Genomic DNA, 26,047 nt, shown 5'->3' with positions numbered 1-26,047 from the left:
AGACTTACCTTTCCTGACATGAGAATGTTATTCTCGCCTCACCCGATGACCGCGGCCGGCGCACAGTCCTGCCGACCCGGCGTTTCCCGGAGTTGAGGAGCTCGACGTGTACATCCGCTACGAGGCCGCCGATCGGATCGCCACCATCACACTCGACCGGCCCGAAGCGGCCAACGCGCAGAACCGGGAGTTGCTGGACGAACTGGACGCCGCCTGGGTGCGCGCCGCCGAGGACGAGGACGTGTCGGTGATCGTGCTGCGGGCGGAGGGCAAGCACTTCTCCTCCGGCCACGACATGCGGGCCACCGGCGGCGCGGACATCACCAAGATCACCCTGCAGCTCATCTACGAGACCGAGGCCCGCCGCTACCTGGAATATTCGCTGCGCTGGCGCAATATCCCGAAACCGTCGATCGCGGCGGTGCAGGGGCGGTGTATCGCGGGCGGCCTGCTGCTGTGCTGGCCGTGCGATCTCATCGTGGCCGCCGACGACGCGAAATTCTCCGATCCGGTGGTGATGATGGGCATCGGCGGCGTCGAATACCACGGGCACACTTGGGAAGCGGGCCGCGCAAGGCGAAGGAGATCCTGTTCACCGGGCGCTCGGTGACCGCCGAGGAGGCCCGGCAGGTCGGCATGGTGAATCAGGTCGTGCCGCGCGCGGAACTCGACGAGCAGACCAGGGCGCTGGCCGAGCGGATCGCGACGATGCCGCCGTTCGGGTTGCGCCAAGCCAAGCGCGCGGTCAATCAGACGCTGGATGTGCAAGGGTTCTACGCCGCGATCCAATCGGTGTTCGACGTGCACCAGACCGGGCACGGCAACGCGCTGAGCGTGAGCGGCTACCCGATCCTGGCCGCGCTGGACGAGATGAAGGCGAAGACCGAGTAGATCCGGCGACATCGTCTGCCGGGCGACCGGCAGCACCCGCACGGTCCGTCTCGCCTCGCGCAGGGGCACGGTGGCCGTACGGGACCACCGGCGCTCCGGGCGGACACGCTCCCGGCGCCACCGCTGTTCCCTTTCGAAACGAGGAAATCCATGCGCGATTCCATCCTTCGCCGGGCCGCGATCTGTTGCGGCGCGACCCTCGTCGCGGCCGTAGCGCTGACCGGCTGTGGGTCCGACGACGAATCCACCGACGCGTCGTCGTCCACGTCGGCCGCGGCGACCAGTTCGGCGGCGGCCCAAGCGGATCCGGCCACGACCAAGGCCGTCACCGACGTCTACACGACCTTCTTCGCCGGCACCACGCCGCCGCAGGACAAGGCCGCGGTGGTACAGAACGGCGATGTCTTCCGCCCGATCCTGGACGCGCAGGCGGCCAACCCGCAGGCGCAGGGCACCACCGTGACCGTGGCCGCGGTGAAGCCGGTGGACGCCGATCACGCCGACGTCACCTACACGCTGCTGATCGGCGGCAACCCGATGCTGCCCGACCAGACCGGCCAGGCGGTGCGGGAAGCCGGCAAGTGGAAGGTCGCCACCGCCACCTTCTGCGCCCTGCTGGCGATCCAGGGCGGTACCTCCCCGGCCTGCTGAACCCCTTACCCGGGAACCGAAAGTCCGGTGCCGCAACCCTTTCCGGCACCGGACTTCTCCATGTCGCCGCGGTAGCCCCTCGTCAGCGGATGTGCGGCTTCAGAGTTGGGCGAGGCGGGGGGCGGATCGCGACGTGCGGATGTGGGCGCCTGCGGCACGGGTGAGTTCCCTTGTGCTGCCTAGTAGGCCGTCCAGGACCAGGGTGCGGCGGATGTGGCGGTGCAGGTCGTGTTCGGCGGTGAAGCCGATGCCGCCGAGGACCTGTTGGCAGTGGCGGGCGGCGGTGAGTGCCGCCCGGCCCGCGGCGGCCTTGGCCAGGAGGGCGCCCAGATCGGTGTCGGCGTGGGTGAGGGCGGCTTCGGCGCCCTCCAGTGCTACGAGGGTTTCGGCGAGGCGGTGCCGGATGGCCTGGAACGAGGCGATCGGACGGCCGAACTGCTTGCGTTCCAGGGCGTGTCGGCGGGCGAGGGCCAGCATGGCGTGCCCGGTGCCGAGCAGCCACCAGCCGAGGGCGCGGCGTCCGGCGGCCAGCGCGGCGGCCGGGAGTTCGGCGCCGGAATCGACGGTTCGCAGCGGCAGTTCTTCGTCCACGGCGGAGCCAGGTTCGGCCGCCCGATCCCACATCACCCACGTGCCACCGGAGAACGGCAGCGGGATGGGTTGTGGCTCAGTCCATTCGGCGGCTTGCCGGACGACGTCGTCGAGTACGGCAGCGTGCGCCCCGGTCTCGCCGAGCAGCCGGAACACCAGCGGCACAGCGACATCGGGCAGCTCGACGAGCAACTCCGCCCACCCCAACTCGCCCAGCGCGTCATCGAGTTCGGCGGCGCTGCCGGTGGTCATCGCCTTGCGCAGCGCATCGGCGAGCAGATCCAGTTCGCCCGCGTCGAGATCGGTCATGCGCACTCCTCGTCCGCTAGTGCCTCGCCCAGAGGGATTGCAGTGGTAGGCCGTTCGTCATTCCGACATGGCCGATGACGGCAAGATGGCATCGGCCGCTCACTCCTTGCCCAGGTCCAGGAGGCGGCGGGCGATGATGTTGCGCTGGATCTCGGCGGTGCCGCCGTAGATGGTGGCGGCGCGGGAGTAGAGGTACTCGGTGCGCCAGTGGGGGTCGGTGAATTCCACTGCGCCGGGGAGCAAGTCGCGGGCGGTGTCGAACAGTCGTTGTTCGGCGGTCGCCAGCAGCACCTTGTCGATCGAGGTCTCCGCGCCCAGCCGGGCGCCCGCGGCGAGGCGGCGCTGGGTGGCGTGGGAGCGGCAGCGGACCGTGTGCAGTGCCAGGTACGCCGCGCCCAGCTCGGCGTCGTCGGGCTCGGTGGTCTGTTCCAGCACCTGGTCCAGCCGGGTGAACAGGTACGCGATCCGATGCCAGAAACACGTAGAGCGCTCGTAGGGCAGCAGATCCATCGCCACCCGCCAGCCGTCGCCGGGCCGGCCGAGCATGCGGTCGCCCGGGACCACCACGTCGTCGAAGAACACCTCGGCGAACTCGTCGACGCCGTGCATGGTGCGCAGCGGCCGCACGGTGATGCCGGGGGAGTCCATGTCGACGAAGAAGGCGGTGATCCCGTCGTGGCCCGGGCCGGTGCGGGTGAGCAGCACGCAGCGCGCGGCGTACTGGGCCAGACTGGTCCACACCTTCTGCCCGCTGATCACCCAATCACCGTCGCGGGGTACGGCTTTGGTGCTCAGCGAGGCGAGGTCGCTGCCCGACCCCGGCTCGGAGAAGCCCTGGCACCACTGCTCGCGCCCGGACAGCAGCAGCGGCACCATGGCCGCCGCCAGCTCCGGTCGCGCGTAGCTGATCATCGTGGGCGCGAGCACCTCGATCATCGAGTAGATGCCGGGTTCGGCGAGGTCGCGGGAGGCGACCTCCTCACCCAGCACCGCGCGCAGGGCGGCGGGCCCGCCGAGTCCGTTCACCTCGGCGGGCCAGCCGTAACGCATCCAGTCCGCGGCGTACAGCGCGCGCCGCACCCGCAGCAACTGCTCGACCTGCCCGTCCAGCGAGTGGTCCGGGCCGGGCGTCAGGTCGTTCGCGTCCAGCCAGTCGCGCAGGCCCGACCGGAATCGGGCGATCTGCTCGTCCGGGCCGGTCGTCGTGCCCGGCGCCGTCACTGCTCAGACCACCGGCTCGCGGACGATGTCGAGGTAGGCCGCGCCGGAGTCGGGCACCCGCGGCTGCTTCCACACCTCGACCGGGAACGACACCATCACCAGCGACTGCAGCAGGTGGAACAGGTTGCGCGCCTCGTCGGGCAGATCGCCCCATTCGTATTTGTCGCAGAACGCCATCGCGGCCTCGAGACGCGGGAACACCGTGTCGTAGAGGTCCTGCATCTCCGCCATCGAGGAGGCGAGCCGCTTCTGGTAGCGCTCCGGCTCGGTGGGCAGGATCCAGTCGGAGAACCGCGACCACTCGGCGAACTCCGCGGGGAGCTGCGGTCCGGTGCCGTTACTTTGCGCTGCCATTGCGGTACTCCTCGACGATTCGCTGGGCGGTCTTGTGCAGGTGGCGGAGCAGGATCTCCTGATCGTTGAGCGGGAACTCGGTGACCTCGCGGGTGGCGATCATGGTCTGGGTCGCCTCCAGGGTGTTCGCGTCCTGTAGCGCGTACTCCTTGAAGGTGACCGCGGCCAGTTCCTGGGCGAGCCGCTCGCGGGCGTTGCGGGCGGGCACGAAGTACAGGCTCGCCTCGAAGATGTGCCGGTCCACCGCGGTCGGCCAGTAGTGGTAGGTGAGGTACCAGCCGGGCGCCCAGAACAGCAGTGAGAAGTTCGGGAAGAACTCGAATTCGTCCACGCCCCAAGCTCGGTGGCGCGCGGGGTTGATGCCCTCGGGCATCGGGTCGAGCCCCTCGATGTCGGGCTTGTCCCACGGGCCGAACAGCCCGCTGCGCAGCACCCGCTCGATCGGCTTGACCATGTTCGGGTCCTTGGGCGGGGCCATGCCGCCCCAGGACGACACCATCGAGTGCGGCGCGTCGATCTCGTAGTGCAGCGCCTCGTAGCCGACGTTGGCCAGCTTGTCGGCCTCGTCCTTGACCGCCTGCTTCATGTGCAGGATCGGCGCGTGATAGAACTCGGCGAACGCGTCGATGAACAGCTTCCAGTTGCTGCCGATGTCGGCGCGGTAGCTGAACACCTCGGTCATCTGCTCGAACGGGTAGCCCTCCAGGCCCTTGGCGAATCCGCCCAGGTACTCGGTGAGCGGCTTGGCGTGCTCGTCGAGATTGACGAAGATGAACCCCTCCCACACCTCGCAGCGCACGGGCTTGAGGCCGAACTTGTCGGAGTCGAGGTCGAAGAATTCCTTCTCCTGCTGGACGAAGGTCAGCTCGCCCTCGAGGCTGTAGCGCCAGGCGTGGTACTTGCAGGTGAACTGGCGGCAGGTGCCGGCGGTCTCCTCGCCCGGGTAGTCGTCCCAGACCAGCTTGTTGCCGCGGTGCCGGCAGATGTTGTGGAACGCCCGCACCACGCCCTTGGTGTCCTTGACGATGATGAGCGAGGTGCCGACGCAGGCCAGCTCCTTGGTGAAGTAGCTGCCCGCGCGGGGCAGCCGGTTCACGCGCCCGACGTTGAGCCAGTTCTTGCGGAAGATCGCCTGGCGCTCGTCCTCGTAGAAGGCGGGGTCGATGGAGTCGGTGTAGTCGACCGGCTCGGTGCCCAGTTCCGGGTAGTTCTGGGTCCAGCTCCCGGCGGCCGGTTTGGTGAAGTGTGCCAACGGATTACCTTTCGTAGTCCGGCTGGTGCGCCGAAGGTGTCGGTAGACGGGCCGGCGGGCCGAGCCGGCCCGGATGCCGGTGGCCCTCCGGGCGTGCTTACGAGAATCACATTCTCATATTCGGCTATTAGGTTTCCATGCGGCTGCCATCGTGTCAACGGCCCACCCGCCGGAGCCCGCGAGGATCACACTCTCCAAACCGGGTGTATTGATTATCCAATTCTGAGAAGATAGTTTCCAAACCGGTGACAGAGCCCCTTTCGGGCGGCTCACGGAGGAGGAACCACGGTGAAACCGCAGCGCATAATCGTCGCCTTACTGGCGCTCGCGCTCCTGGTAGCGTCCGGCTGCGCCCGAGAGGGCGGCAGTCGCGGGACCGAGGAGGGCGGCTCGGGCACTGCCGCCGCGTCGGGCAACTTCGGCGACCTGACCGGCGTCTGCGGGCCGGGAAGCGCGAAAACCGCTTCCGCGCAGGGCGTGACGGCGAGTGAGATCCAGGTCGGGATGTTCTCCGACATCGGCTTCACGAAGAACCCCGACTTCGTCGACGCCGCCAAGGTGTTCACCTCCTGGTGCAACGCGGCGGGCGGCATCAACGGGCGCAAGATCGTCAACAAGCTGCGCGACACCAAGCTGATGGAGGTGCGCCAGCGCATGCTGGACGCCTGCCGTGAGGACTTCTTCCTCGTCGGCGGCAGCGCCGCCCTCGACGGCCTGGGCGTGAAGGACCGGCTGTCGTGTCTGCTGCCGGAGTTCCCCGCGCAGGTCACCCAGACCTCCAACACCGGCTCGGACCTGCAACTGGGCTCGGGCTCCTCGGCCTCGGAGCCGGTGAACCCGTACACCGGTTTCCAGGATTGGCTGATCAAGGAGGCCTACCCGGGTTCGGCCGGCGCGGTCGGCATGATCAACGGCGACTCGCCCATCACCAAGGTCATGGGCGACAAGATGGGCGAATCGCTCACCGCCGCGGGCGCGAAGATCGTCTACAACGAGCTGTACCCGATCGCGGGCGTCGCGGACTGGACGCCGTACGCGCAGGCGATCAAGTCCAACAACGTCAAGGGCCTGATCTTCTTCGGTGACTTCCGCTACCTGGCCAAGCTCGAAGACACGTTGACCAGCATGAACTACAAGCTGGACTGGATCGACGCGAACGCCAACTCCTACAACGACATGTTCCTCGACGCGGTCAAGAGTTCGCTGGGCACCCAGAACAACGTGCTCGACATGAGCGGCACCGCCCCGCTGGACGCGGCCGCGAAAGTGCCCGCGGTGCAACAGCTGAAGGATCTGTTCAAGCAGTATGCGCCCGACGCCGACATCACCTTCCAGGTGCTGCGCGCCTTCCAGTCGTGGCTGCTGTTCGCCAAGTCCGCCAGCGGCTGTGGCGACAACCTCACTCGCGCTTGCGTATACAACGCCGCGGCCGCCGAGACCGCGTGGACCGGCGGCGGTCTGCAGGCGCCCGTCGACCTGTCCAAGCCGCTGGCCGAGCAGACCCGCTGCTTCAACGTGCAGAAGGCCACCGCCGACGGCTGGGAGACCGCCGACTTCAAGCCCAACAACGGCGTGTTCCGTTGCGGTTTCACCGCGTACAAGTACACCCGGGACTTCGGCAAGCCGACCACCCTCGCCGATGTCGGCAAGAGCATGACCGATCTGAAGTGACGGAGCTGTCGCACTGATGGAGCAGTTCCTCGCCTTCGGGATCGTCGGTCTCAGCACCGCGGCGATCTATGCCGTGATCGGCAGCGGGCTGGTGCTCACCTACACCACGACCGGCGTGTTCAACTTCGCGCACGGCGCGGCGGGCATGATCTCGGCGTTCGTGTACTGGCAGTTGACCATCGGGTGGGGCTGGCCGGTGCCGATCGCGATCGTCGTGGTGCTGCTGATCTTCGCGCCGCTGTTCGGCTTGGTGTTCGGCAAGGCCCTGGCGCCGACCCAGGGTCTCGGCGACGCCGAGAAACTGGTGATGACCATCGCGCTGCTGAGCGGTCTCATCGTGCTGGCGCGGTGGGTCTGGGACCCCAACAAGTCGCGGTCGCTACCGCGGTTCTTCGCGGACCGGTCCTCGATCGATCTCGGCGCGGTGACGATCACCTGGCATCAGGCGCTCACCATGAGCGTCGCGGTGGTGGTGGCGGTGGCGCTGCGAATCCTGTTGTTCCGCACCAGGACCGGCGCCGAGATGCGGGCGACCGTGGACGACCGGGCGCTGGTGGGCCTCACCGGCGCCGATCCCGGCCGGGCCAACCGGGTCGCCTGGATCCTCGGCATCGAGCTGGCGGCGGTCGGCGGCATCCTCATCGCGCCGACCGTGGCGCTGGACGCCGCGCAACTGTCGCTGCTGATCGTGAGCGCTTACACCGCAGCCATTTTCGGCCGCCTGCGCAATCTGCCGATGACCTTCGCGGGCGCGGTGGTGGTCGGCCTGATGGAGAGCTATCTGACCGGATATCTGCCGCAGAACGAGTATCTGCCCGGTCTGCGGCTGGCGGCTCCCGCGCTGCTGCTGTTCCTGGCTCTGCTGATGTTCCCGCACGGCCGGTTGCGCGGCCGGGACCGCAAGCTGAAACCCGTTCCGCTGCCGACGATCAACGGGTCGCTGGCCTTCGCCGCGACCATCGTGGTGATCGGGCTGTTCCTGGCGACCATGCTCGGCGAGGCCGACCTGATCACCTACGGCGCCATGTTCGCCTGGGGCGTGATCGCGCTGTCGTACGTGCCGCTGCTCGGGTTCGCCGGGCAGATCTCGCTGTGCCAGCTCAGTCTCGCCGGGGTCGGGGCGGTGGCCTATTCGCACCTCGGCCCGGACGGCCAGTGGTGGGCGCTGCTCGCGGCGATGGCCATCGCGGGCGTGGTCGGCGCGGTGGTCGCCATCCCGGCGCTGCGGCTGTCGGGGGTGTATCTGGCCCTGGCCACGGCGGCGTTCGCGGTGGTGCTGGACCGGTGGATCTTCACGCTGCCGTCGTTCGAACTGTTCGGGGTGCGGATCGCGCTGTTCGATCAGGGCTCGGTGTCGCTGGTCGGTCCGGACCTGTTCGGCTGGAAACTGAACACCACCGCGGAGATCACCGTGTTCGCCGCGGTGTGCCTGGCGGTGGCGGGCCTGGGCATCGCGGTATTGCGGCGCAGCCGATTCGGGCGCCGACTGATCGCGCTGCGCGACAGCGAGGCCGCCTACGCCACTCTCGGCGGCAGTCTGCTCGCGGCGCGGGTGCTGGTGTTCGCGCTGTCGGCCGCCATCGCCGGACTCGGCGGCGCGCTGTACGGGATGCAGTTGCAGGCGGTCGCGCCCGACCAGTTCAATCTCGTTGCGGGACTACCGATTTTCCTGATCGTGACCATCGCCGGACTCGGCGCCGTGGGCGCGGGACTGTTCACCGGTCTTGTCTTCGCGGGGCCGCTCAACGTGATTCCCGTGCTGTGGCCCGGTTTGCAGAACCTGGCCCAGGTGCTGCCGTCGCTGGGCGGCATCGCGTTCGGCGGCGGCGTGCTCCGCGAGGGCGCCATCGGGCCGCTGCGCAAGGACTGGTTCCCGATGCTGCGCGACCGGATCGTCGGTCCCGCACTGATTCTCGTACTGCTCGGGCTGTGGGGCCTGCGCCTGATCGACACCATCGACGGCTGGATGTTCACCGCGGGAGCGGTGGTGGCCGCGATCGCCGCCCGTGTCTGGCACGGGGCCAGGACCCGGCCGGAGCCGGGACCGGCCGAGGTGCCGGTGGAGTGGTGGGGCATCAAGCGCCCGTGGAATTCGAAGGACGGGGAGGTGCTCGATCGTGCCGTCGCTGCTGGAAGTTGACGATGTCACCGTCGTGTTCGGCGGCAACCGCGCGCTCGACGGCGCGGGACTGCGGGCCGAACGCGGCGCGGTGACCGGTTTGATCGGGCCCAACGGCGCCGGCAAGAGCACGCTGTTCGACGTGATCTGCGGGCTGCGCAAACCGACCACCGGGCGGGTGGCCATCGGCGGGACCGACGTCACCCGGCTCGGGCCGTCGCGGCGCTCCCGGCACGGCCTGGCCCGCACGTTCCAGCGGCTGGAGTTGTTCGGGCGCTTGACCGTTCGCGACAACCTGCTGGTCGCGGCCGAACTCGGCCGGCACCGGCGGCAGGCGGCCGGGACCGTCACCGAGATCATCGAGCGGCTCGGCCTGCAAGAGGTGGCCGACACCTCCGCCGACGACCTGCCCACCGGCACCGCCCGGCTGGTGGAGGTGGGACGCGCGATCGCGGCGCGCCCGAGCCTGATCCTGCTGGACGAGCCCGCCGCGGGCCAGGACCACACCGAGACCGAGCGTTTCGGTGAGCTACTGCGCTCGCTCGCCGACGACGGCGCCGCGGTGCTGCTCGTAGAACACGACATGGGCCTGGTGATGAACGTGTGCGACGAGGTGTTCGTGCTCGATCTCGGCAAGGTCATCGCCTCCGGCCCGCCCGCGGTGATCCGCGAGGACGAGGTCGTGCTCGCGGCCTATCTGGGAGACGTATGAACGTACAGAGCGAACTCGGGACATCCACGGCCGCAACGGAATCGGGCGGTGCGACCCTGCTCGCCCTGCGCGAGGTGCGGGCCGCGTACGACGCCATCACGGTGTTGCACGGCGTGGATCTGGAGGTCGCGTCCGGGCAGGTGGTCGCGTTGCTCGGGCCCAACGGCGCCGGGAAGACCACCGCGCTGAAGGTGATCGCGGGGATCCACCCGATCGCCTCGGGTCGGCTGCTGCTCGGCGGGCGCGACCTGACGGGTGCGCAACCGCGCGACCTCGCGCGGGCGGGCGTGTGCCTGATTCCCGAGGGCCGCGGCGTCTTCCCGAACCTCACCGTGCGCGACAACCTGCTGATGATGACCTTCACCGGCCGCCCGCGCGCGGAGATCGAGGAGATCGCGTTCGCCCGCTTCCCGATTCTCGGCAAGCGCGCCGGGCAGATCGCCGGCACTCTCTCCGGCGGCGAACAGCAGATGCTGGCGCTGGCCCGCGGCCTGGCCACCGATCCCGCGGTGCTGCTGCTCGACGAACTCTCGATGGGCTTGGCGCCCTTGGTCGTCGGGCAGCTCTACGAACAGGTGGCCGAGATCGCCCGGCAGGGAGTCGCGGTGCTCGTGGTCGAGCAGTTCGCCGCCGCCGTGCTGGGCATCGCCGACCACGCCGCCGTGCTGGTGCGCGGCCTCGTCTCGCGGCGAGGACATCCGGATGCGATCCGCGACGAATTGGCAGCCCTCTACCTAGGAAGTTCGACATGACCGAAGCACGCGCGGACCGGTTCGTCCGCGAATTGCAGGAACTGAAGATTCCCGATCCCGCCGCCGGGCGCTCGGGACTGTGGCTGCGCCTGGGCGTGGTGCTCATGGTGGCCGGGCCGGTGATCGCGGTGCTGGCGTACTTCATGTCGCACGGCACCACCGACCCGCTGGCCCAGCGCGACGCCATCACCCTGGCGCTGGCCGGGGTGGCCGCGAGCGTGGTGGGCGCGGCGCTGTTCCTGCGCTATTCCCTGACCAATTTCCTGCGGTTCTGGCTGGCCCGGCAGTCCCACGATCTGGACGAACTCGGAAACCGGGTGGTGGGCAGCGAGATTCGGCTCGACGGCGTCACCTCGGCGTCCTGAGCCGCGCCGCCGGCCGGCGGCGGGTGTACCGAGATGGAGGTGTGGAGGTGTCCGATGACACGACTGCGGGAGGCATGAGTTTCGACCTGTCCGAGGACCAGGAGTTGATCCGGTCGTCGGTGGCCGAGCTGTGCCGCAAGTTCGACGACCAGTACTGGATGCAGAAGGACCGGGACCACGAATTCCCGACGGAGTTCTACCAGGCCATCGCCGCGGGCGGCTGGCTGGGCCTGACCATTCCGGAGGAGTACGGCGGGCACGGGCTGGGCATCACCGAGGCCACCCTGCTGGCCGAGGAGGTCTCCCGCTCCGGCGGCGGCATGAACGCCGCCAGCTCCATCCACATGTCGATCTTCGGTATGCAGCCGGTGGTGGTGCACGGGTCGGAGGAACTCAAGCAGCGGACCCTGCCGCGGGTCGCCACCGGCGACCTGCACGTGTGTTTCGGTGTGACGGAACCCGGTGCGGGACTGGACACTCCGCGCATCACGACGTTCGCGCGCCGCGACGGCGACCACTACATCGTCAACGGGCGCAAGGTGTGGATCTCGAAGGCGATGGAGTCGGAGAAGATCCTGCTGCTCGCGCGGACGCAGAGCTACGCCGAGGTCACCAAGAAGACCGACGGCATGACGCTGTTCCTCACCGATATCGACCGCGCGCACATCGACATTCGGCCGATCGCCAAGATGGGCCGCAATGCCGTCACCTCCAACGAGGTCTTCATCGATGATCTGCGTGTCCCGGTGGAGGACCGGGTCGGCGAGGAGGGCCAAGGGTTCCGGTACCTGCTCGACGGGCTCAACCCCGAACGCATGCTGATCGCCGCCGAGGCGCTCGGCCTGGGCCGGGTGGCGCTGGACCGGGCCGTGCGATACGCCAAGGAACGCGTGGTGTTCGACCGGCCGATCGGCAAGAACCAGGCCATCCAGTTCCCGCTGGCCGACTCGCTGGCCCGCCTGGACGCCGCCGAACTCATCCTGCGCAAGGCCACCTGGCGTTACGATAACGGGAAATCCTGTGGGCGCGAGGCAAATACGGCGAAATACCTGTGCGCCGACGCCGGATTCACCGCCGCCGACCGCGCCCTGCAGACGCACGGCGGCATGGGGTACGCGGAGGAGTACCACGTGGCCCGCTACTTCCGGGAGGCGCGCGTGATGCGCATCGCCCCGGTCAGCCAAGAAATGATCTTGAACTATCTGGGTTCGCACACCCTGGGAATGCCGAGGAGCTACTGATGACCCAGCAGGGACTGTTCGACCTCACCGGGCGCTCGGCGCTGGTCACCGGCGCGGCCGGGGGGATCGGCTCGGCCGTGGCGCAGGCGCTGGCCACCGCGGGCGCGGCCGTGCTGGTCACCGATCGCGACGGTGACGCCGCCGCGGCCGTCGCGGAGAAGATCACCGGAAACGGCGGCGCCGCGGCGAGTTTCGCGTTCGACGTCACCGATCGGGACGCGGCCGACGCCGCCGCCGAACGGGCCGCCGCGCTCACCGGCGGGGCGCTGCACATCGTGGTGAACAATGCCGGGGTCACCGCGCCCGCGATGTTCGCCAAGACCACCGCCGAATCGGTCAAGCGGCTGTTCGACATTCACGCGCTGGGCACTATCAACTGCACGCAGGCCGCGCTGGCCTACCTGCCCACCGACGGCACGGGGCGCGTCATCAACGTCACCTCCGCCGCGGGCCTCGTGGGCACGCTCGGCCAGGTGAACTATTCGGCCGCCAAGGCCGCCATCATCGGGATCACCAAATCGCTGGCGAAAGAGCTGGCGCGCAAGAACATTCTGGTCAACGCGCTCGCTCCGCTGGCCGCGACGCCGATGACCGAGACCATCCGCACCGACGAGAAGTTCTCCGGGGCGATGCTCGACCGTATTCTGTTGCGGCGCTGGGCCGAACCGGAGGAAGTGGCGGGCGCGTTCGTCTTCCTCGCCTCCGACGCGGCCTCGTTCATCACCGGGCAGGTGCTGCCGGTGGACGGCGGCACGGTGATCTGATGGACGCCCACACCGGGGGCCCGCTGGCCGGGATCACGGTCGTCGCCCTGGAGCAGGCGGTGTCGGCGCCCATGTGCACTCGGACGCTGGCCGATTTCGGCGCGCGGGTGATCAAGGTGGAGAACCCGGCCGGTGGCGACTTCGCGCGGTACTACGACGAGGTCGTGCACGGCCAGGCCGCCCACTTCGTCTGGGTGAACCGGGGCAAGGAGTCGGTGACGCTGGACCTGAAAACCGAAGCGGGAGTAGCACTGCTGCATCGGCTGCTGGCGCGGGCCGACGTGCTGGTGTCCAATCTGGCGCCCGGCGCGACCGCGCGGCTGGGGCTGGCGCCGGCCGATCTCGCCGCGCGCTATCCCGAGCTGATCGCGGTGGAGATCGACGGTTTCGGGGCCGGGGGGCCGCTGTCGCACAAGCGGGCCTACGACCTGCTGGTGCAGGCCGAGTCCGGGGTGTGCGCGGTGACCGGCACCGCCGATGCCCCGGCCAAGCCGGGGCCGCCCGTCGCGGACGTCACCACCGGACTGTATGCGGCGCTGTCGATCCTGGCGGCGCTGCACGGGCGCACGCGCGGATCGGCGCACGGCGGCACCATCGCGGTGAGCCTGTTCGACACGATGGCCGAGATGATGGGCTACCACCTCACCTACGCCCGGCATGCCGGAGTCGATCAGCAGCCGCTCGGGATGAGTTCGCCGGCCGTGGCGCCCTACGGCGCGTACCCGACCGCCGACGGCCGCACCGTGGTGCTCGGCACGACCAACGACCGCGAGTGGCAGCGGCTGGCCACCGAGATCCTCGGCCGCCCGGATCTGGCTGCGGCGGAACGCTTCCGGACCAACTCGGGCCGGGTGCGGCACCGGGCCGAACTGGACGAGGCGATCGGGGCGTGGTGCGCGCGGCACGACTTGGCGCACATCCAGAAGACCGCCGACGACGCCGGTATCGGCAATTCCTGCTACAACCGCCCCAGCGAGGTACTCGACCACCCGCAACTGGTGGAACGTGACCGCTGGCGCACTATCGACACCCCGGGCGGACCGATCCCGTCGCTGCTGCCGCCCGCCGTGCTGCCCGGATACGAGCCGCCGATGGGACCAGTGCCGGGCCTGGGTGAGCATACCGACGCCGTACTCACCGAAATCGGCTGTACGACAGACGAACTGGCAGCGCTGCGCGGTTCCGGCGCGATCGGAGCCGGGCGATGAGCGGGGCAGTGCGCGCAGGAGGGCCTGGGCGATCCGCGCTGGCGCCTATGCGGCGAGGTGGGATCCGCGGCCGTGGTCTGCCTTTGGTCTGTGCGGAAAGGTATCCGGCCTTGTGGCGGGCGTCGAGCACCGGGGCGAATGTCGACACGAGCTGCCTTCAGGCATATTTCCCCAGGGCAGGCGAACTGTGGCCGAATGAGGGCGCGGAATGAGTAGCGAGCCTGTGCTGCTGGTTGATGACCGGGACGGGGTGCGCACGCTGACGCTGAACCGGCCGCACCGCAAGAACGCTATCGACGCGGAGCTGTGGGTGGTGCTCGCCGAGGCGCTGCGGGAGGTGGCCGCGGATCGTTCGGTGCGGGCGGTGGTGGTTACCGGAGCGGGTGGGGCGTTTTGCTCGGGCGCGGATATTTCGGTGCCGGACAACAATCATCCGATCTATCGGATGCGGGCGCTGACCGATGTCGCGGTGTTGCTGCACGAGGTGCCGCAGCCGACAGTCGCGAAGGTCGGGGGCGTCGCGGTCGGGGCGGGGTGGAATCTCGCGCTGGGGTGCGATCTTGTGGTCGCCACTCCGGAGTCGACTTTTGCGCAGATCTTCGCCCGGCGCGGGCTCTCGCTGGATCTGGGCGGGTCGTGGCTGCTGCCCCGGTTGGTCGGGTTGCAGCAGGCCAAGCGGCTGGCGCTGCTGGCGGAGACCATCGACGCGAAGCAGGCGCGCGAGTTGGGACTGGTGACCTGGGTGGTGCCCGCGGACGAGATCGATGAGTTCGTGGTCGACCTGAGCGGCCGCCTGGCCGCCGGGCCCCCGGTGGCCCTCGCCCAGACCAAGGCCCTGCTGAACGACGGCGCGGACGCGACGCTGCGGGAGGCGCTCGCGGCGGAGGCACGCGCCCAGGGCATCAATTTCGCGACCGCGGACGCCCCGGAGGCGTTCGCGGCCTTCGCCGAACGGCGCGAGCCCCGGTACACCGGCCGCTGGACCGTGCACCGTCCGCCGCTTCGCGCGAGCAACGAGACCGAGAACGGGAGATAGCAGATGCGTGAGGTAGTCATCGCGGGAGCGGTCCGTACCGCCGTCGGCAAACGCAACGGCGGACTGTCCGGAGTGCATCCGGCCGACCTGTCCGCACACGTCCTCAACGCGCTGACCGAGCGCACCGGCTTGGACCCGGCGGTGGTGGACGACGTGATCTGGGGCTGTGTCTCGCAGGTGGGCGATCAGTCCAGCAATCTCGGGCGGTACGCGGTGCTGGCGGCGGGCTGGCCGGAGAGTATCCCGGGCACCACGGTGAACCGGGCGTGCGGATCCAGCCAGCAGGCAGTGGATTTCGCGGCGCAGGCGGTGCTGTCCGGGCAGCAGGATGTCGTGGTCGCGGGCGGTGTCGAGGTGATGAGCCGGGTGCCGCTGGGCGCGGCCCGTGCCTCCGGTCAGCCGTACGGGCCGAAGGCGTTGGCGCGCTACGACGACTTCTCGTTCAATCAGGGCCTCTCGGCCGAATTGATCGCGCAGAAGTGGGGTTTCAGCCGCACGCGGCTCGACGAGTACTCCGCGCTGTCGCACGAGCGGGCCGCCGCCGCGCAGGACGCGGGCGTGTTCGCCGGTCAGATCGTCTCCGTCGCAACGGATTCCGGCGTGGTGACCGAGGATGAGGGCATCCGGCGGGGTACCACGGTGGAGAAGCTCGCCGGTCTGAAGCCCGCGTTCCGCGAGGACGGGGTGATCCATGCCGGGAACTCCTCGCAGATCTCCGATGGCGCCGCCGCAGTGGTGCTGACGACCCCGGAGAAGGCCCGGGAAGCTCGGGCTGACCCAGTTGGTGCGCTACCGCGCGGGCGCGGTGGCGGGTTCCGACCCGGTGCTGATGCTCACCGGCCCGATCCCCGCGACCGAAAAGGTCTTGGGGAAGGCGGGTTTGGGGCTCGCCGACATCGGCGTGTTCGAGGTGAACGAGGCCTTTGCCTCCGTGCCGCTGGCCTGGCTGGCCGAGACCGGCGCGGATCCGGCGTTGACCAATCCGCTCGGTGGCGCCATCGCGCTCGGCCATCCGCTGGGCGGGTCGGGCGCGGTGCTGCTGACCCGGATGATCCACCACATGCGCGACAACGGGATTCGCTACGGGCTGCAGACCATGTGCGAGGGCGGCGGTACCGCCAATGCCACTGTGGTCGAGCTGATTTCCTGAACGGAGGCACGGCGTGCGACGAGAATTGTTCACCGGCGACCACGAGGCGTTCCGGCAACTGGCACGGGACTTCATCGAGAAGCGGATCGTGCCGGACTACCCCGAGTGGGAGAAGTCGGGCGTCATGCCGTTGGAGATCTTCGCGGAGATGGGCGAACTCGGGCTGCTCGGGTTCGCGCTGCCCGAGGAGTACGGAGGTGCGGGGCTGCGCGACTACCGCTACAACGTGGTCCTGCAGGAGGAGGCCGCCCGCGCGCTGGTCACCCTCGGCACCGTGCGTACCCAGCTCGACGTGATCCTGCCGTACTTCCTGGAATACGCCGACGCCGCGCAGCGAGAGCGCTGGTTCCCCGGCCTCGCGGCGGGCCGGCTGCTCACCGCCATCGCCATGACCGAGCCGGGCACGGGTTCGGACCTGGCCGGCATGCGGACCAGCGCGGTGCGCGACGGGGACCACTACATCCTCAACGGCGCCAAGACCTTCATCACCGGCGGCCTGCTCGCCGATCTGGTGATCGTGGTCGCCCGCACGGCCACCGATCCGGACAATCGCCGCGCCGGGCTCACCTTGCTGGTCGTCGAGGACGGCATGGCGGGTTTCACGCGCGGCCGCATGCTGGACAAGATGGGCTGCAAGGTGCAGGACACAATGGAGCTGTCGTTCACCGATGTCCGGGTGCCGATCGAGAACCGGCTCGGCGAGGAGGGCGCGGCGTTCGGCTACCTCGGCCACAACCTGCCGCAGGAACGGCTGACCGTGGCGGTCGGCTCGGTGGCCCAGGCCCGCGCCGCGATCGCCGCGACCATCGACTACACCAAGCAGCGCAACGCCTTCGGCACGCCGGTCGCCTCGTTCCAGAACACCAAATTCGAACTGGCCGCGATGTCCACGGAGGTGGAGGCGGCGCAGACGATGATCGACCGTGCGGTGCGCGATCTGATCGACGGCGTCCTGTCCGGCGCGGACGCGGCGCGCGTGAAACTGTTCTGCACCGAGGTCCAGGCCCGCGTGGTCGACCGCTGCCTGCAACTGTTCGGCGGATACGGGTACATGATGGAGTATCCGATCGCGCGCCTGTACACCGATGCGCGGGTGGCGCGGATCTACGCCGGCACCAGCGAGGTCATGAAGATGATCGTGGCGCGGGATCTGGGCTTGTAATTCCCGTGTCATGAGTTGAGGTAGTGCTCGATGTTCTCGAGGTGGCGGGATCGGATGAGTTCGTATCCGGTTTCGGCGTCGCACAGGCGGTAGCCGTCGCCGCCGGTGCCCGCAATCGAACGATCCATGCGGTATCCCGCTTTCTGAGCGCGCTTTTCGAGCCATGTCGCGCGTTCGCGGTCCGGGTCGTTGGTGAACATGTAGTCCGTGATCGGCATCAGTTGTAGCCGTCCGGGTTCACTCGCGCCGGCAGATCCAGCACCCTGCTTACGCACTGCTTCACAAAGTCCATGATTGTGGGGGCTCTCGATGGCTGTCCGGTTTTATGCGACCGGATTCGATCAGTGTCTGTAGGGCGAAGCGCTGTCTCACGCAGCGGCATTCGCGATGTAATTGCATTTCCCGATGCGCTTCCGCGATGCTCAGCGGGCGTGTCGGTGCGGTGCAGGAGGACAGGAATTCCTGTGCCGCATACGGATTCACGTCGCACGCGTGTGTGCGGTGCGTGATGGTGAGCGGGTGTTCGTCGTTGTTGTGGTCTGGGGGCCACAGACAGGACAGTCCGATAGCGATAGGAAACGCGACCGCGGACACCGAGACGGTGGTCAGCGCGATGGTCCATGCGTTCATTGGATTGATTTCATTGGTGGTAGCCCCCAGATGCGTCTAACTTGGTGTGTCGTAACGGGAATCGCGCTCGAAAAGAACAGCACAGCCATGCGGTGACTGCCAGTGAAACAGGCTATTCAGTCCAATGTCGCTTGAATTTATGGTGTTTCCGCATGATCCGACTCATGTTGTACGACTCACCTTGCGTGTTAGCGTTGATTCGCTTTAGCGCGGGGAGTCATCACTAGGAACGGGGAGGTTCGGATAGTGACAGACCACAGCCAGGCAGAAGAGAGCCCACGGATACCCACGCTCCCCAGAAGGCAGCTCGCCCGGATCCTGCGGGACGGGCGCGACACGGCCGGACTCTCCATCGCGCGTGCCGCGATGTTGGTCGACCTGTCCAAGGCCGCGCTACAGCGGTATGAGACTGGACGGAACGCACGAATCTCGCGCCCGCACATCCGCGCGCTCTGTGAGCTGTACGAGTTCGACAGTGAGCGAACGAAGTTCATGCTGGAGCTGGCGGAGGCGGCGCGGCAGCGCTCGCAGACCGAGAATTATGGGGACATCATCTCGGACACGTTCCAACTCTTCATCGGGCTGGAAACGATTGCTGTGAAGCAGTTTTCTTACTCGCTCATTGTGCCTGGATTGCTACAGACACGTGCATACGCTGAGGCGATCACAAGAAAGTACGTCGAAGAGAACGACGAGCTGACCGTTTTGGCAGTTGATAGGCTAGTGAATTTGCGGATCGACCGGCAACGCACAATCAAACGATCCGTCGACCCGATGCGCTTGGAGGCGATAATCGACGAAGCAGCTCTCTACCAGCAGGTGGGCAGCGCGGATATCATGCGCGAGCAACTGAGCTACCTGCTCGATATGAGCCAGAGCCCTAGTGTGACACTCCGTGTCCACCCGTTCTCCGCCGGATTTCCGCTCGGTATTCCGAACGCCACCTTCATGATTCTCGATTTTCCGGAGGCGCAATCGGGCGAAATACCGGAACCACCACTCGCTTTTCTGGAGTCATCTTGGAGCGATGCCTACATGAACGACGCCAAAACGCTGGAACAATACATAAAGTTCGCTGAGTCGGTGCGCAAGGAGTCCTACAGTCAAAGCGATACCCGCAAGATCATAAGAACAGTAATCAAGAGGTATGAGAAATGAACTGGTTCAAATCAAGCTACAGTGCGAACGCCGGTCAGTGCGTTGAGGTTTCGTGGTTGCCTGACGGCCAGGTCGGCGTCCGTGACAGCAAGAGCCCCGATGCGGGTCATCTGACGTTCGCGCCTGGTGAGTGGGACGCGTTCACGGCAGGTGTGGAGGGCGGGGAGTTCGAGCGTCCCAGCGCGTGATCGCTTTGTTTGCACAGTGATCGGTAGGTACGAGAAATGATATTGAAGTGGGTCAAGTCGAGTCGTAGCGCGGACCTGGCGAACTGTGTGGAGGTTGCCTGGCTGTCGAACGGAGATGTCTGCGTCCGCGACAGCAAGAGTCCCGATGCGGGCCGTCTGACGTTCACGCCTGGTGAGTGGGATGCGTTCACCGCAGGCGTGGAAGGCGGGGAGTTCGAGCGCCCCAGCGCATAGTTTGCTTTATCAAATCAGTGATCGTGAGGCATGAAAGATGTACTGGTTCAAGTCAAGTCGCAGTCAGAGTCAAGGTCAGTGCGTTGAGGTTGCGTGGTTGCCGGACGGCCGGGTCGGAGTTCGCGACAGTAAGGACCCCGATGCGGGTCATCTGACGTTCGCGCCTGGTGAGTGGGACGCGTTCACGGCAGGTGTGGAGGGCGGGGAGTTCGAGCGTCCCAGCGCATAACCGCTCTGTCGTAGGTTGCGCGGAAGTGATACGAGTCCGGTACCCGCCGAAGGGGTATCGGGCTCGTGTCGTCTCTGGAGAACCCTCACCGTCACCTCGTCATCGTTCCTGCTCGCCGATGGTCAGGACGAGTTTGCCGATGGTGCGGCCCTTTCCGACGAGTTGGTTGGCGGCGGCCGCGTGTTGCAGTGGTAGTTCCTTGTCGACGTGGACGCGCAGGGCGGAGTCGCGGACCAGGGTGGCAAGGGCCTCGAGCCCGGTGTGGTCGGGCTCGACCAGATACGCGGTGGCTCGTACGCCCAATTCCGCTGCACGGCGGGACATGCCGGGGGACCAGGCGCCCTGGGCGTTGACAAGAATGCCGCCGGGGCGCAGGCATTCGAGTGCGCGCAACGCGGCCTCGCCACCGAACATCTGGATCACGATGTCGGCGTCGCGGACCACCGTGGTGATGTCGGTGGTGGTGTAGTCGATGACCTCGTCGGCGCCCAGTGCGGTGACGAAGGCGTGTTTCGCGGCGCGGGCGGTGGCGATCACGTGGGCGCCGCGCGCCTTGGCGATCTGCACGGCCAGATGTCCGACGCCGCCCGCGGCCGCCGTGATCAGCACTCGGTCGCCCGGTCCGGCGCCGGCCACGTCGACGAGCATCTGCCACGCCGTGAGACCGGCCAGGGGGAGCGCGGCCGCCTGGGTGAAGCTCAGTTCGGCGGGTATGGGGGCGAAGTGGCGGGCGGGCGCGGTCACGTATTCGGCGTAGGCGCCCGCCGCACGCGGGAACCACGGCATGCCGAAAACCTTGTCGCCGGGACGGAATCGGGTCGTGCCGTAGCCGACCTGCTCCACCACGCCGGCGACGTCCCAGCCGTTGACGAAGGGCAGGTCGAGCACGCTGTTGTAGGCCAGGCCGCGGGCGGTGTAGTAGTCGACCGGGTTCACGCCCGCCGCAACGACTTTGACCAGGACTTCGCCGAAAACCGGTTCAGGTCGGTCGATTTCGGCCAGACGCATGTCCTCGGGGTCGCCCCACTCCTGCTGTACCACTGCTCGCATGTGCCGTCCTTCCATCATGTATGTGGACGACCGTACTATTAGTTTTTGGGCGATGTCCAGTGTGGATTCGCATATTGCGCGTTGAAGTGCGGAGATTTATAGTCCGATCGTCCAGAAAGTTCTGATTCGGAGGACGATGATGACCCCCACACCCACCGAGGCGATCCGGGCCTATGCCGAGGCCAAGTCGCGGGCCGACCCCGCGGCCGCCCTGGCCGTCTGTCACGACGAGGCGGTCTTCGAGACCATCCCGTTCCAGGCCGTCGCCCACGGCGCGGCCGAGGCCGCGGCCCACTTCGACGGCTTCTTCCGCGCCTTTCCCGATTACACCGTCGAGCTCGAATATCTTTGCGAGGCAGGCGATCGTGTCTTCGATTTCCACCAGAAGTGTGCACAGCTCGGCTTGTCCACCGACGATGCGGCGGCCCACTTCGCTGCCTGGCGGGCGGCCGCCTAGGGCGCGGATTGTCCGGACGACCGTCCATTAGACTGGCCGATATGGATAAGCGGGTCCTGCGTGGTCTCCAGTCCCGGCAGCTCATTCTGGACCGGGCGATGGACATCGCCTCGGTGGAGGGGCTGGAGAGCCTGTCGGTGCGGCGGCTCGCCACCGAACTCGAGGTGAGCAAGAGCGGCGTGTTCGCGCAATTCGGCTCCAAGGAGGAGTTGCAGCTGGCGACAGTGCGGGCGGCCATCGACGTGTTCACCGCGAAGGTCGTCCGTCCGGCCCGCAAGACGCCGGCCGGGATCCGCCGGGTGCGGGCGATGTCGGAGTCGTGGTTCCAGTACGTGCGACAGCCGGTGTTCGAGGGCGGTTGCTTCTTCATCGCGACGGCGCCGGAATTCGACTCCCGCCCGGGCCGCGTCCGGGACGCCATCGCTGCGGCTCGCCGCGATTGGCAGACCTTGTACGCCACCACGATCGCCGAGGCTCAGTCGATGGGCCAGATCCGCGCCGACTCGGATCCCGCCGATCTCGCTTTCGAACTCGACGCCTTCGCCCGCATGGCCGCCGAGGACGCCGCCCTGTTCGACGACGACCAGCGTTACGACCGTGCCGAGGCGCTCATCCTCGCCCGCCTCCGCGCTGTCGCCACCGATTCCGCTCTGCTCGGCGAGAGTCGGTAGTCGGTAAGGGTGGGTATTCGGCGTATCCGCCTAATGCGTTGTGCCGGTGAGCCGTTCGGCCAAGGCGAGCAGGCCTTCGGTGATGTCGTGCGCGTCGGGCGTGTGGTCCGGATCGAGGGTCTGTTGCATCAAGACGCCGGACATCAGGGCCAGTTGGACCGCGCCGATGGTCTGGATGTCTCGGCTGTCGAGGGTGTCCTCGGGGATGCCGAGTAGTCCGGCGGCGAGTCCGCTGCGCCCTTCCTGGATCGCGTGCGTCATGAGTTCGCGGACGCGGGGCGAGCGCTGGGCCTCGATACCGGCCTCGATCGAGACGAGCCACAGCTGCCGGTTCTCGGCGTAGGAGTCGATGGTCTGCCGCCAGAATGCCTCGTACCGTTCCCGGGGGCTCGCGTCCGGGTCGACCGTGGCATCGGCGTTCGCCTCGATTCGCAGGCCCCATTCCTCCATGGCCCGCATGAACGCCTCGGTCAACAGCGCGTCGCGGGAGCCGAAGTGATAGCCGATCGCGGCATGGTTGACCCCCGCCGCCGCGGCGATGTCGCGGACCGTGGTGCGGGCCCAGCCCTTGTCCTTCAGGCACGTCAGCGCCCCGGCCAGCAGATCCTCTCGGTTGCCCATTCCGCCGATGCTATCCAATCGCTTCATCCAAGCGTTTTATCCAATTGGATTGACCGTATGGATAAGACGTTTGTATGCTCGGCGAGCAAGGTTCGAGTCGACGCCGAGGAGCGCGCAATGTCCAGGTCCATCCTGATTTCCGGAGCCGGTATCGCCGGGCCGTCGCTGGCGTACTGGCTCGGGCGGCTCGGGCACGACGTGACCGTGGTGGAGCAGTCACCCTGCCTGCGCGACGGTGGCGCGGCGGCGGTCGACTTCCGGGGCGATCAGCTCGTGCTCCTGGAACGCATGGGCGTGCTCGCCGATATCCGGGCACAGCAGACCGGGATGGGCGATCAGCTGGTGGTCGACGCCTCCGGCCGTACCCTCGCGACGTTCCCGTCCGCGCTGTTCAGCGGCGAGGTCGAAATCGACCGTGGCGATCTGGCGCGAATTCTCTACGAGCACAGCAGGCACGAGGCGGAGTACGTGTTCGGCGACCGCGTCACCGCGATCGACCAGCATGACGACGGGGTCGATGTGCGCTTCGCCCACGGCCCCGCGCGCACTTACGATCTCGTCATCGGCGCGGACGGCTTGCATTCCGCCGTGCGGCGCCTGGCCTTCGGCGACGAGCACCGGTTCCGGCGCGATCTCGGCTACTACATCGCCGCCTTCGGCGCGCCGAATACCTTCGGGCTCAACCACAGCGGCCTGATCTACAACGAGCCCGGCCGGTACCTGTCGGTCGCCAGCGGGCGGGACACCGGCAGGGCCACAATCGGTTTCCTCTTCGCGGCCGACCCACAGGAATATGATCGCCACGACCTCGACGCGCAGAAGCGCCTCGTGGCAACGCATTTCGCCGACGTCGGCTGGAAAGCGCCCGAACTGCTCGCCGCCATGCGCGACTCCGGCGACCTGTTCTTCGACTCGCTCAGCCAGATTCGACTCGACCGCTGGTCCGACGGACGGGTCGCGCTGCTCGGCGACGCCGCCTGGTGCGCGGGCCCGGGCGGCAACGGCACCGGACACGCCATGCTCGGCGCCTACATCCTCGCCGGTGAACTCGCCGCAGCCGACGGCGACCACCGCCTCGCCTACTCCCGCTACGAACAGCGCATGCGCCCACCAGTGGACAAGTCGCAAAAGTTCGCCACCGGCGCCGGCCGCTTCCTCGCCCCCGCAACCCACTGGCAGATCCGCCGCCGCAACCTCACCTACCGATTCCTCTCCTCCCGCCCCCTGTCCAGCGTCTTCACCCGCCTAGCCGCCAAAAGCGGCAACACCGGCCAACTCCCGCACTACCCCCTCCCCGCAGCGGCGGCACACTGATCGGCCCTCAGCCACAATCGAATTGGTCACACCTTCGGTACCGCGCGGGCAACATTCACAGTGTGACCCATCATCTGTCGGTAAAGATCAGCGATGAACTCGAAGCCCGCTTACGCGCCGTCGCAGGCGTCAACCGCTCGCAATGGGTGAGAGAAGCTCTCGAGGAGCGGCTCGAACGCGATATGTGGGAGCGGTCGAAGGAAGCTGACCGACTTCTCGGAATCGGCGAAACTTGGCTGGAGCAGGAAAGAGCGGCCGTGGAGGCGGCGCAGCGCGCGGCAAGGTGAAATCTACCGTAGCGTGCGGGATTCAGCTCGGCGCGTCGTGCCCGGTGAGGACCTGGTACAAGCAGGCCGACGCGGCCGGTTCGGTGCTGAACCGTTCTCGCACATCGTATTTGCCGCGTTCGTAGGCGCCGACCTCCCAGTCGCCGCTGGGTCCGGGCCGCAGGAACCAGAAATCGGTGGGCAGGGGGTCGTGGGTGTGCACGCCGTGGATCTGGAAGGACTCCGGCGGCAGTCCGGCCGCCAGCAACGCGGCGCTGAGTTGTCGGCGATCCATCTCAGGCGGGCCTTTCTTCGACGAGGTATCCGTTCTGCAGCAGCCAGGTGACGTTCAGCGCCGCACCGGCCTCCGGCAGGTAGGTGGTCTGCAACAGGAACTGGGTTCCGCCGCCGGGCTGTTCGAACCATGCGGCGATGGGGCCCGCCTCGACCGTGAACGGCTTCAGCACACAGTAGAGGTGGTAGTTGCTCTGCGGGGTACCGGTGGGCGTGTTGAGGTTCTGCGGCGGCAGTGCGCGGGCCGAGAACGGGTCACCGGCCGGCGCGAGGAAACGCCCACCGGCGAAACCGAATCGGTCGATCCGCCGACCGGGCGACAATTGCTGCGGGTGCCGCGCGGCGTGCCCGCCGATCACCTGGAAACCGTCTTCCGGCGGATAGATCCAGCCGGAGTCGTTGCGGTACTCGGCAACGAAATCGTCCGCGGCGAGCCCGCCGAACCGCTGATACCCGGCCAGCAGCGGCTGCACCGGCGGCCCCTGCGGCAGCGGATCCGGCCCGAGATACTGCCTGTCCGGGTCGTAGAAATTCGTCGTCGGTGGCGCGGTATCCGGAGTGCCGGGGTGGCAGGCCGCTTGCGAAGGCCCCGGTTGGGCATGCGCGGCGGGTGCCGGACCGGCCAGCAGAAGAAGCAGTGAGGCGAAGATCGCGGTGACGAATGACCGATAGCGCACGATTACCCCCAAGCTGTGAAAGTGATTGTGGCTCAGAGGGTAACGGGGGAGCGTGCCGTGTCGGTCCGGATCGGTGCGCCCGCGGGCGTGGCGTCGTGAGACACGCCAGAACTTCGTCGCTCAGGGTTGGGGAGTGGGGGGTCGGCGATCGCCCTCCAGGTCGTGGAGGAGGGATTCGATGAGGTGGATTACGTCGGCGTGGCCGGCGGCTACCTCGAAGGCTTCTTCCATGCGGAGGAAGCGGGAGATGCTGGACATGAGCAGGACTACGGCGGCGGGGGTGTAGGTGTCGGATTCGTAGCCGTAGTCGGCGAAGATCTTGGTGACCGCTTCCAGTTGGAGGGTGCGGAAGCGCTTGGAGGATTCGGCGATCTCGGTGCGGATCGTCTTGCGGTGGTTGGCCAGGGCGACGAATTCCATCGTCAGCGCGTTCTGGGATTGTTCGTGGATCGACTCCCACAGCGACCACATCGGCTGCGGGGCGGACAGCGCCTCCACCTGTAGCTGGTAGCTGCGTTCGGCGCCGCGGCGGAACAACTCGGCGAACAGGTTGTCCATGGTGCCGAAGTAGTAGTACACGAGCGCGGAGTTGGCGCCCGCCCGTGCCGCCAGCCGCCGCGTGCTCACCGCGGCGTACCCCTCCTCGAGCATGATCTGCTGCGCCGCGTCGAGCAGGGCGGCGCGGGTGGCGGAGTTCTCGGGGTCGGCGCTGCGGCCCGGTTTCATCTGGTGGCCTCCTGGTCGGTGCGGCTCAGTGTACGGCCGTCCCGATCGGTGACCCGCCGGGGCGGCCGCGGGAAGTCCTCCGC

General features: G+C 67.7%; 30 protein-coding genes and 2 pseudogenes. 21 read left to right on the top strand and 11 right to left on the bottom strand.

Translation table 11 applies throughout. The features are described from left to right. Positions 1 to 106: 106 nt before the first annotated feature. Positions 107 to 891: pseudogene (locus ACFMRZ_RS08420) on the top strand (enoyl-CoA hydratase). A gap of 150 nt (positions 892 to 1,041) precedes the next feature. After that, positions 1,042 to 1,542, top strand: coding sequence for a hypothetical protein (locus ACFMRZ_RS08415; protein WP_280271312.1), 501 nt, complete (start codon positions 1,042 to 1,044; stop codon positions 1,540 to 1,542). Positions 1,543 to 1,641: 99 nt separating this feature from the next. Here ACFMRZ_RS08415 and ACFMRZ_RS08410 read toward each other — a convergent pair whose 3' ends face one another. From ACFMRZ_RS08410 to ACFMRZ_RS08395, 4 genes are all read right to left on the bottom strand, one after another. Then, positions 1,642 to 2,442: an acyl-CoA dehydrogenase family protein gene (locus ACFMRZ_RS08410; protein WP_400178599.1), complete on the bottom strand. Its 801-nt coding sequence runs from the start codon at positions 2,440 to 2,442 to the stop codon at positions 1,642 to 1,644. 99 nt (positions 2,443 to 2,541) lie between these two features. Continuing rightward, positions 2,542 to 3,663: an acyl-CoA dehydrogenase family protein gene (locus ACFMRZ_RS08405; protein ID WP_400178598.1), complete on the bottom strand. Its 1,122-nt coding sequence runs from the start codon at positions 3,661 to 3,663 to the stop codon at positions 2,542 to 2,544. A gap of 3 nt (positions 3,664 to 3,666) precedes the next feature. After that, the gene (locus ACFMRZ_RS08400; protein WP_400178597.1) at positions 3,667 to 4,017 is read right to left on the bottom strand and encodes a hypothetical protein; all 351 of its coding nucleotides are present in this window, start codon (positions 4,015 to 4,017) and stop codon (positions 3,667 to 3,669) included. Continuing rightward, entirely contained in the window at positions 4,001 to 5,269 is a 1,269-nt protein-coding gene (locus ACFMRZ_RS08395; protein WP_280271308.1) for an aromatic ring-hydroxylating dioxygenase subunit alpha, read from the bottom strand. Before ACFMRZ_RS08395 ends, ACFMRZ_RS08400 begins: the two co-directional genes overlap by 17 nt. A 288-nt stretch (positions 5,270 to 5,557) precedes the next feature. On the opposite strand from ACFMRZ_RS08395, the gene ACFMRZ_RS08390 reads away from it, so the two are divergent. The 11 genes and pseudogenes from ACFMRZ_RS08390 to ACFMRZ_RS08340 all read left to right on the top strand — a co-directional run bounded on the left by ACFMRZ_RS08390 (position 5,558) and on the right by ACFMRZ_RS08340 (position 17,449). Continuing rightward, complete coding sequence (locus tag ACFMRZ_RS08390; RefSeq protein WP_400178596.1) at positions 5,558 to 6,940, top strand: ABC transporter substrate-binding protein; 1,383 nt, start codon at positions 5,558 to 5,560, stop codon at positions 6,938 to 6,940. A 16-nt stretch (positions 6,941 to 6,956) separates the two neighbouring features. Next, positions 6,957 to 9,080, top strand: a complete 2,124-nt coding sequence (locus tag ACFMRZ_RS08385; protein WP_280271306.1) for an ABC transporter permease — start codon at positions 6,957 to 6,959, stop codon at positions 9,078 to 9,080. Then, entirely contained in the window at positions 9,058 to 9,771 is a 714-nt protein-coding gene (locus ACFMRZ_RS08380) for an ABC transporter ATP-binding protein (protein ID WP_280271305.1), read from the top strand. The genes ACFMRZ_RS08385 and ACFMRZ_RS08380 overlap by 23 nt, the downstream gene beginning before the upstream one ends. Continuing rightward, positions 9,768 to 10,523, top strand: coding sequence for an ABC transporter ATP-binding protein (locus tag ACFMRZ_RS08375; RefSeq protein WP_400178595.1), 756 nt, complete (start codon positions 9,768 to 9,770; stop codon positions 10,521 to 10,523). Before ACFMRZ_RS08380 ends, ACFMRZ_RS08375 begins: the two co-directional genes overlap by 4 nt. Next, positions 10,520 to 10,888, top strand: a complete 369-nt coding sequence (locus tag ACFMRZ_RS08370; protein ID WP_280271303.1) for a hypothetical protein — start codon at positions 10,520 to 10,522, stop codon at positions 10,886 to 10,888. The genes ACFMRZ_RS08375 and ACFMRZ_RS08370 overlap by 4 nt, the downstream gene beginning before the upstream one ends. A gap of 74 nt (positions 10,889 to 10,962) precedes the next feature. After that, positions 10,963 to 12,129 (top strand): acyl-CoA dehydrogenase family protein, encoded by a 1,167-nt coding sequence (locus ACFMRZ_RS08365; protein ID WP_280271323.1) that lies wholly within the window; start codon positions 10,963 to 10,965, stop codon positions 12,127 to 12,129. Next, entirely contained in the window at positions 12,129 to 12,893 is a 765-nt protein-coding gene (locus tag ACFMRZ_RS08360) for an SDR family NAD(P)-dependent oxidoreductase (protein ID WP_400178594.1), read from the top strand. Before ACFMRZ_RS08365 ends, ACFMRZ_RS08360 begins: the two co-directional genes overlap by 1 nt. After that, a complete protein-coding gene (locus tag ACFMRZ_RS08355; RefSeq protein WP_400178593.1) occupies positions 12,893 to 14,101 on the top strand; it encodes a CaiB/BaiF CoA transferase family protein in 1,209 nt (402 codons plus the stop codon). Before ACFMRZ_RS08360 ends, ACFMRZ_RS08355 begins: the two co-directional genes overlap by 1 nt. Positions 14,102 to 14,309: 208 nt before the next feature. Next, positions 14,310 to 15,137: an enoyl-CoA hydratase/isomerase family protein gene (locus ACFMRZ_RS08350; RefSeq protein WP_400178592.1), complete on the top strand. Its 828-nt coding sequence runs from the start codon at positions 14,310 to 14,312 to the stop codon at positions 15,135 to 15,137. A gap of 3 nt (positions 15,138 to 15,140) precedes the next feature. Next, positions 15,141 to 16,287 (top strand): annotated as a pseudogene (locus tag ACFMRZ_RS08345) (thiolase family protein). Between the two features lie 13 nt (positions 16,288 to 16,300). Further along, positions 16,301 to 17,449 (top strand): acyl-CoA dehydrogenase family protein, encoded by a 1,149-nt coding sequence (locus ACFMRZ_RS08340; protein ID WP_280271298.1) that lies wholly within the window; start codon positions 16,301 to 16,303, stop codon positions 17,447 to 17,449. Positions 17,450 to 17,457: 8 nt separating this feature from the next. On the opposite strand, the gene ACFMRZ_RS08335 is transcribed toward ACFMRZ_RS08340, so the two are convergent. Continuing rightward, positions 17,458 to 17,667: a hypothetical protein gene (locus ACFMRZ_RS08335; protein ID WP_400178591.1), complete on the bottom strand. Its 210-nt coding sequence runs from the start codon at positions 17,665 to 17,667 to the stop codon at positions 17,458 to 17,460. Between the two features lie 61 nt (positions 17,668 to 17,728). Continuing rightward, positions 17,729 to 18,079 (bottom strand): hypothetical protein, encoded by a 351-nt coding sequence (locus ACFMRZ_RS08330; RefSeq protein WP_400178590.1) that lies wholly within the window; start codon positions 18,077 to 18,079, stop codon positions 17,729 to 17,731. Between the two features lie 246 nt (positions 18,080 to 18,325). On the opposite strand from ACFMRZ_RS08330, the gene ACFMRZ_RS08325 reads away from it, so the two are divergent. Genes ACFMRZ_RS08325 through ACFMRZ_RS08310 form a run of 4 tightly spaced genes read left to right on the top strand, consistent with a single transcriptional unit; the run spans position 18,326 to position 19,888 of the window. Beyond that, entirely contained in the window at positions 18,326 to 19,237 is a 912-nt protein-coding gene (locus ACFMRZ_RS08325; protein WP_400178589.1) for a helix-turn-helix domain-containing protein, read from the top strand. Then, positions 19,234 to 19,425: a DUF397 domain-containing protein gene (locus ACFMRZ_RS08320; RefSeq protein ID WP_400178588.1), complete on the top strand. Its 192-nt coding sequence runs from the start codon at positions 19,234 to 19,236 to the stop codon at positions 19,423 to 19,425. Before ACFMRZ_RS08325 ends, ACFMRZ_RS08320 begins: the two co-directional genes overlap by 4 nt. Positions 19,426 to 19,461: 36 nt before the next feature. After that, positions 19,462 to 19,659, top strand: a complete 198-nt coding sequence (locus tag ACFMRZ_RS08315) for a DUF397 domain-containing protein (protein WP_400178587.1) — start codon at positions 19,462 to 19,464, stop codon at positions 19,657 to 19,659. 37 nt (positions 19,660 to 19,696) lie between these two features. Next, the gene (locus ACFMRZ_RS08310; RefSeq protein WP_400178586.1) at positions 19,697 to 19,888 is read left to right on the top strand and encodes a DUF397 domain-containing protein; all 192 of its coding nucleotides are present in this window, start codon (positions 19,697 to 19,699) and stop codon (positions 19,886 to 19,888) included. A 99-nt stretch (positions 19,889 to 19,987) separates the two neighbouring features. On the opposite strand, the gene ACFMRZ_RS08305 is transcribed toward ACFMRZ_RS08310, so the two are convergent. After that, on the bottom strand, positions 19,988 to 20,938 hold the full coding sequence (locus ACFMRZ_RS08305; protein ID WP_400178585.1) for an NADP-dependent oxidoreductase: 951 nt from the start codon (positions 20,936 to 20,938) through the stop codon (positions 19,988 to 19,990). A 139-nt stretch (positions 20,939 to 21,077) separates the two neighbouring features. On the opposite strand from ACFMRZ_RS08305, the gene ACFMRZ_RS08300 reads away from it, so the two are divergent. Together ACFMRZ_RS08300 and ACFMRZ_RS08295 are read left to right on the top strand one after the other, a co-directional pair. Further along, a complete protein-coding gene (locus ACFMRZ_RS08300) occupies positions 21,078 to 21,395 on the top strand; it encodes a nuclear transport factor 2 family protein (protein WP_400178584.1) in 318 nt (105 codons plus the stop codon). A 41-nt stretch (positions 21,396 to 21,436) separates the two neighbouring features. Next, complete coding sequence (locus tag ACFMRZ_RS08295) at positions 21,437 to 22,066, top strand: TetR/AcrR family transcriptional regulator (protein ID WP_400178583.1); 630 nt, start codon at positions 21,437 to 21,439, stop codon at positions 22,064 to 22,066. Positions 22,067 to 22,096: 30 nt separating this feature from the next. On the opposite strand, the gene ACFMRZ_RS08290 is transcribed toward ACFMRZ_RS08295, so the two are convergent. Next, on the bottom strand, positions 22,097 to 22,687 hold the full coding sequence (locus ACFMRZ_RS08290; protein ID WP_400178582.1) for a TetR/AcrR family transcriptional regulator: 591 nt from the start codon (positions 22,685 to 22,687) through the stop codon (positions 22,097 to 22,099). A 117-nt stretch (positions 22,688 to 22,804) separates the two neighbouring features. Here ACFMRZ_RS08290 and ACFMRZ_RS08285 point away from each other — a divergent pair, with 117 nt between their 5' ends. Further along, positions 22,805 to 24,001 carry an FAD-dependent monooxygenase gene (locus ACFMRZ_RS08285; RefSeq protein WP_400178581.1) on the top strand — a complete coding sequence of 399 codons (1,197 nt, stop codon included), beginning with the start codon at positions 22,805 to 22,807 and terminating at the stop codon, positions 23,999 to 24,001. A gap of 62 nt (positions 24,002 to 24,063) precedes the next feature. Continuing rightward, positions 24,064 to 24,288, top strand: coding sequence for a hypothetical protein (locus ACFMRZ_RS08280; RefSeq protein ID WP_400178580.1), 225 nt, complete (start codon positions 24,064 to 24,066; stop codon positions 24,286 to 24,288). 22 nt (positions 24,289 to 24,310) lie between these two features. Here the strand turns inward: ACFMRZ_RS08280 and ACFMRZ_RS08275 are convergent, their stop codons facing one another. From ACFMRZ_RS08275 to ACFMRZ_RS08265, 3 genes are all read right to left on the bottom strand, one after another. Then, positions 24,311 to 24,562 (bottom strand): hypothetical protein, encoded by a 252-nt coding sequence (locus tag ACFMRZ_RS08275; RefSeq protein ID WP_400178579.1) that lies wholly within the window; start codon positions 24,560 to 24,562, stop codon positions 24,311 to 24,313. A 1-nt stretch (position 24,563) separates the two neighbouring features. After that, positions 24,564 to 25,250 carry a TNT domain-containing protein gene (locus ACFMRZ_RS08270; protein WP_400178578.1) on the bottom strand — a complete coding sequence of 229 codons (687 nt, stop codon included), beginning with the start codon at positions 25,248 to 25,250 and terminating at the stop codon, positions 24,564 to 24,566. A gap of 108 nt (positions 25,251 to 25,358) precedes the next feature. Beyond that, positions 25,359 to 25,964 (bottom strand): TetR/AcrR family transcriptional regulator, encoded by a 606-nt coding sequence (locus ACFMRZ_RS08265; protein WP_400178577.1) that lies wholly within the window; start codon positions 25,962 to 25,964, stop codon positions 25,359 to 25,361. Positions 25,965 to 26,047 lie beyond the last annotated feature (83 nt).

Source organism: Nocardia sp. N2S4-5 (assembly GCF_044628355.1).
In the GTDB taxonomy this organism is placed as follows: domain Bacteria; phylum Actinomycetota; class Actinomycetes; order Mycobacteriales; family Mycobacteriaceae; genus Nocardia; species Nocardia wallacei_B.
This window is presented reverse-complemented; position numbering and strand designations above follow the sequence as displayed.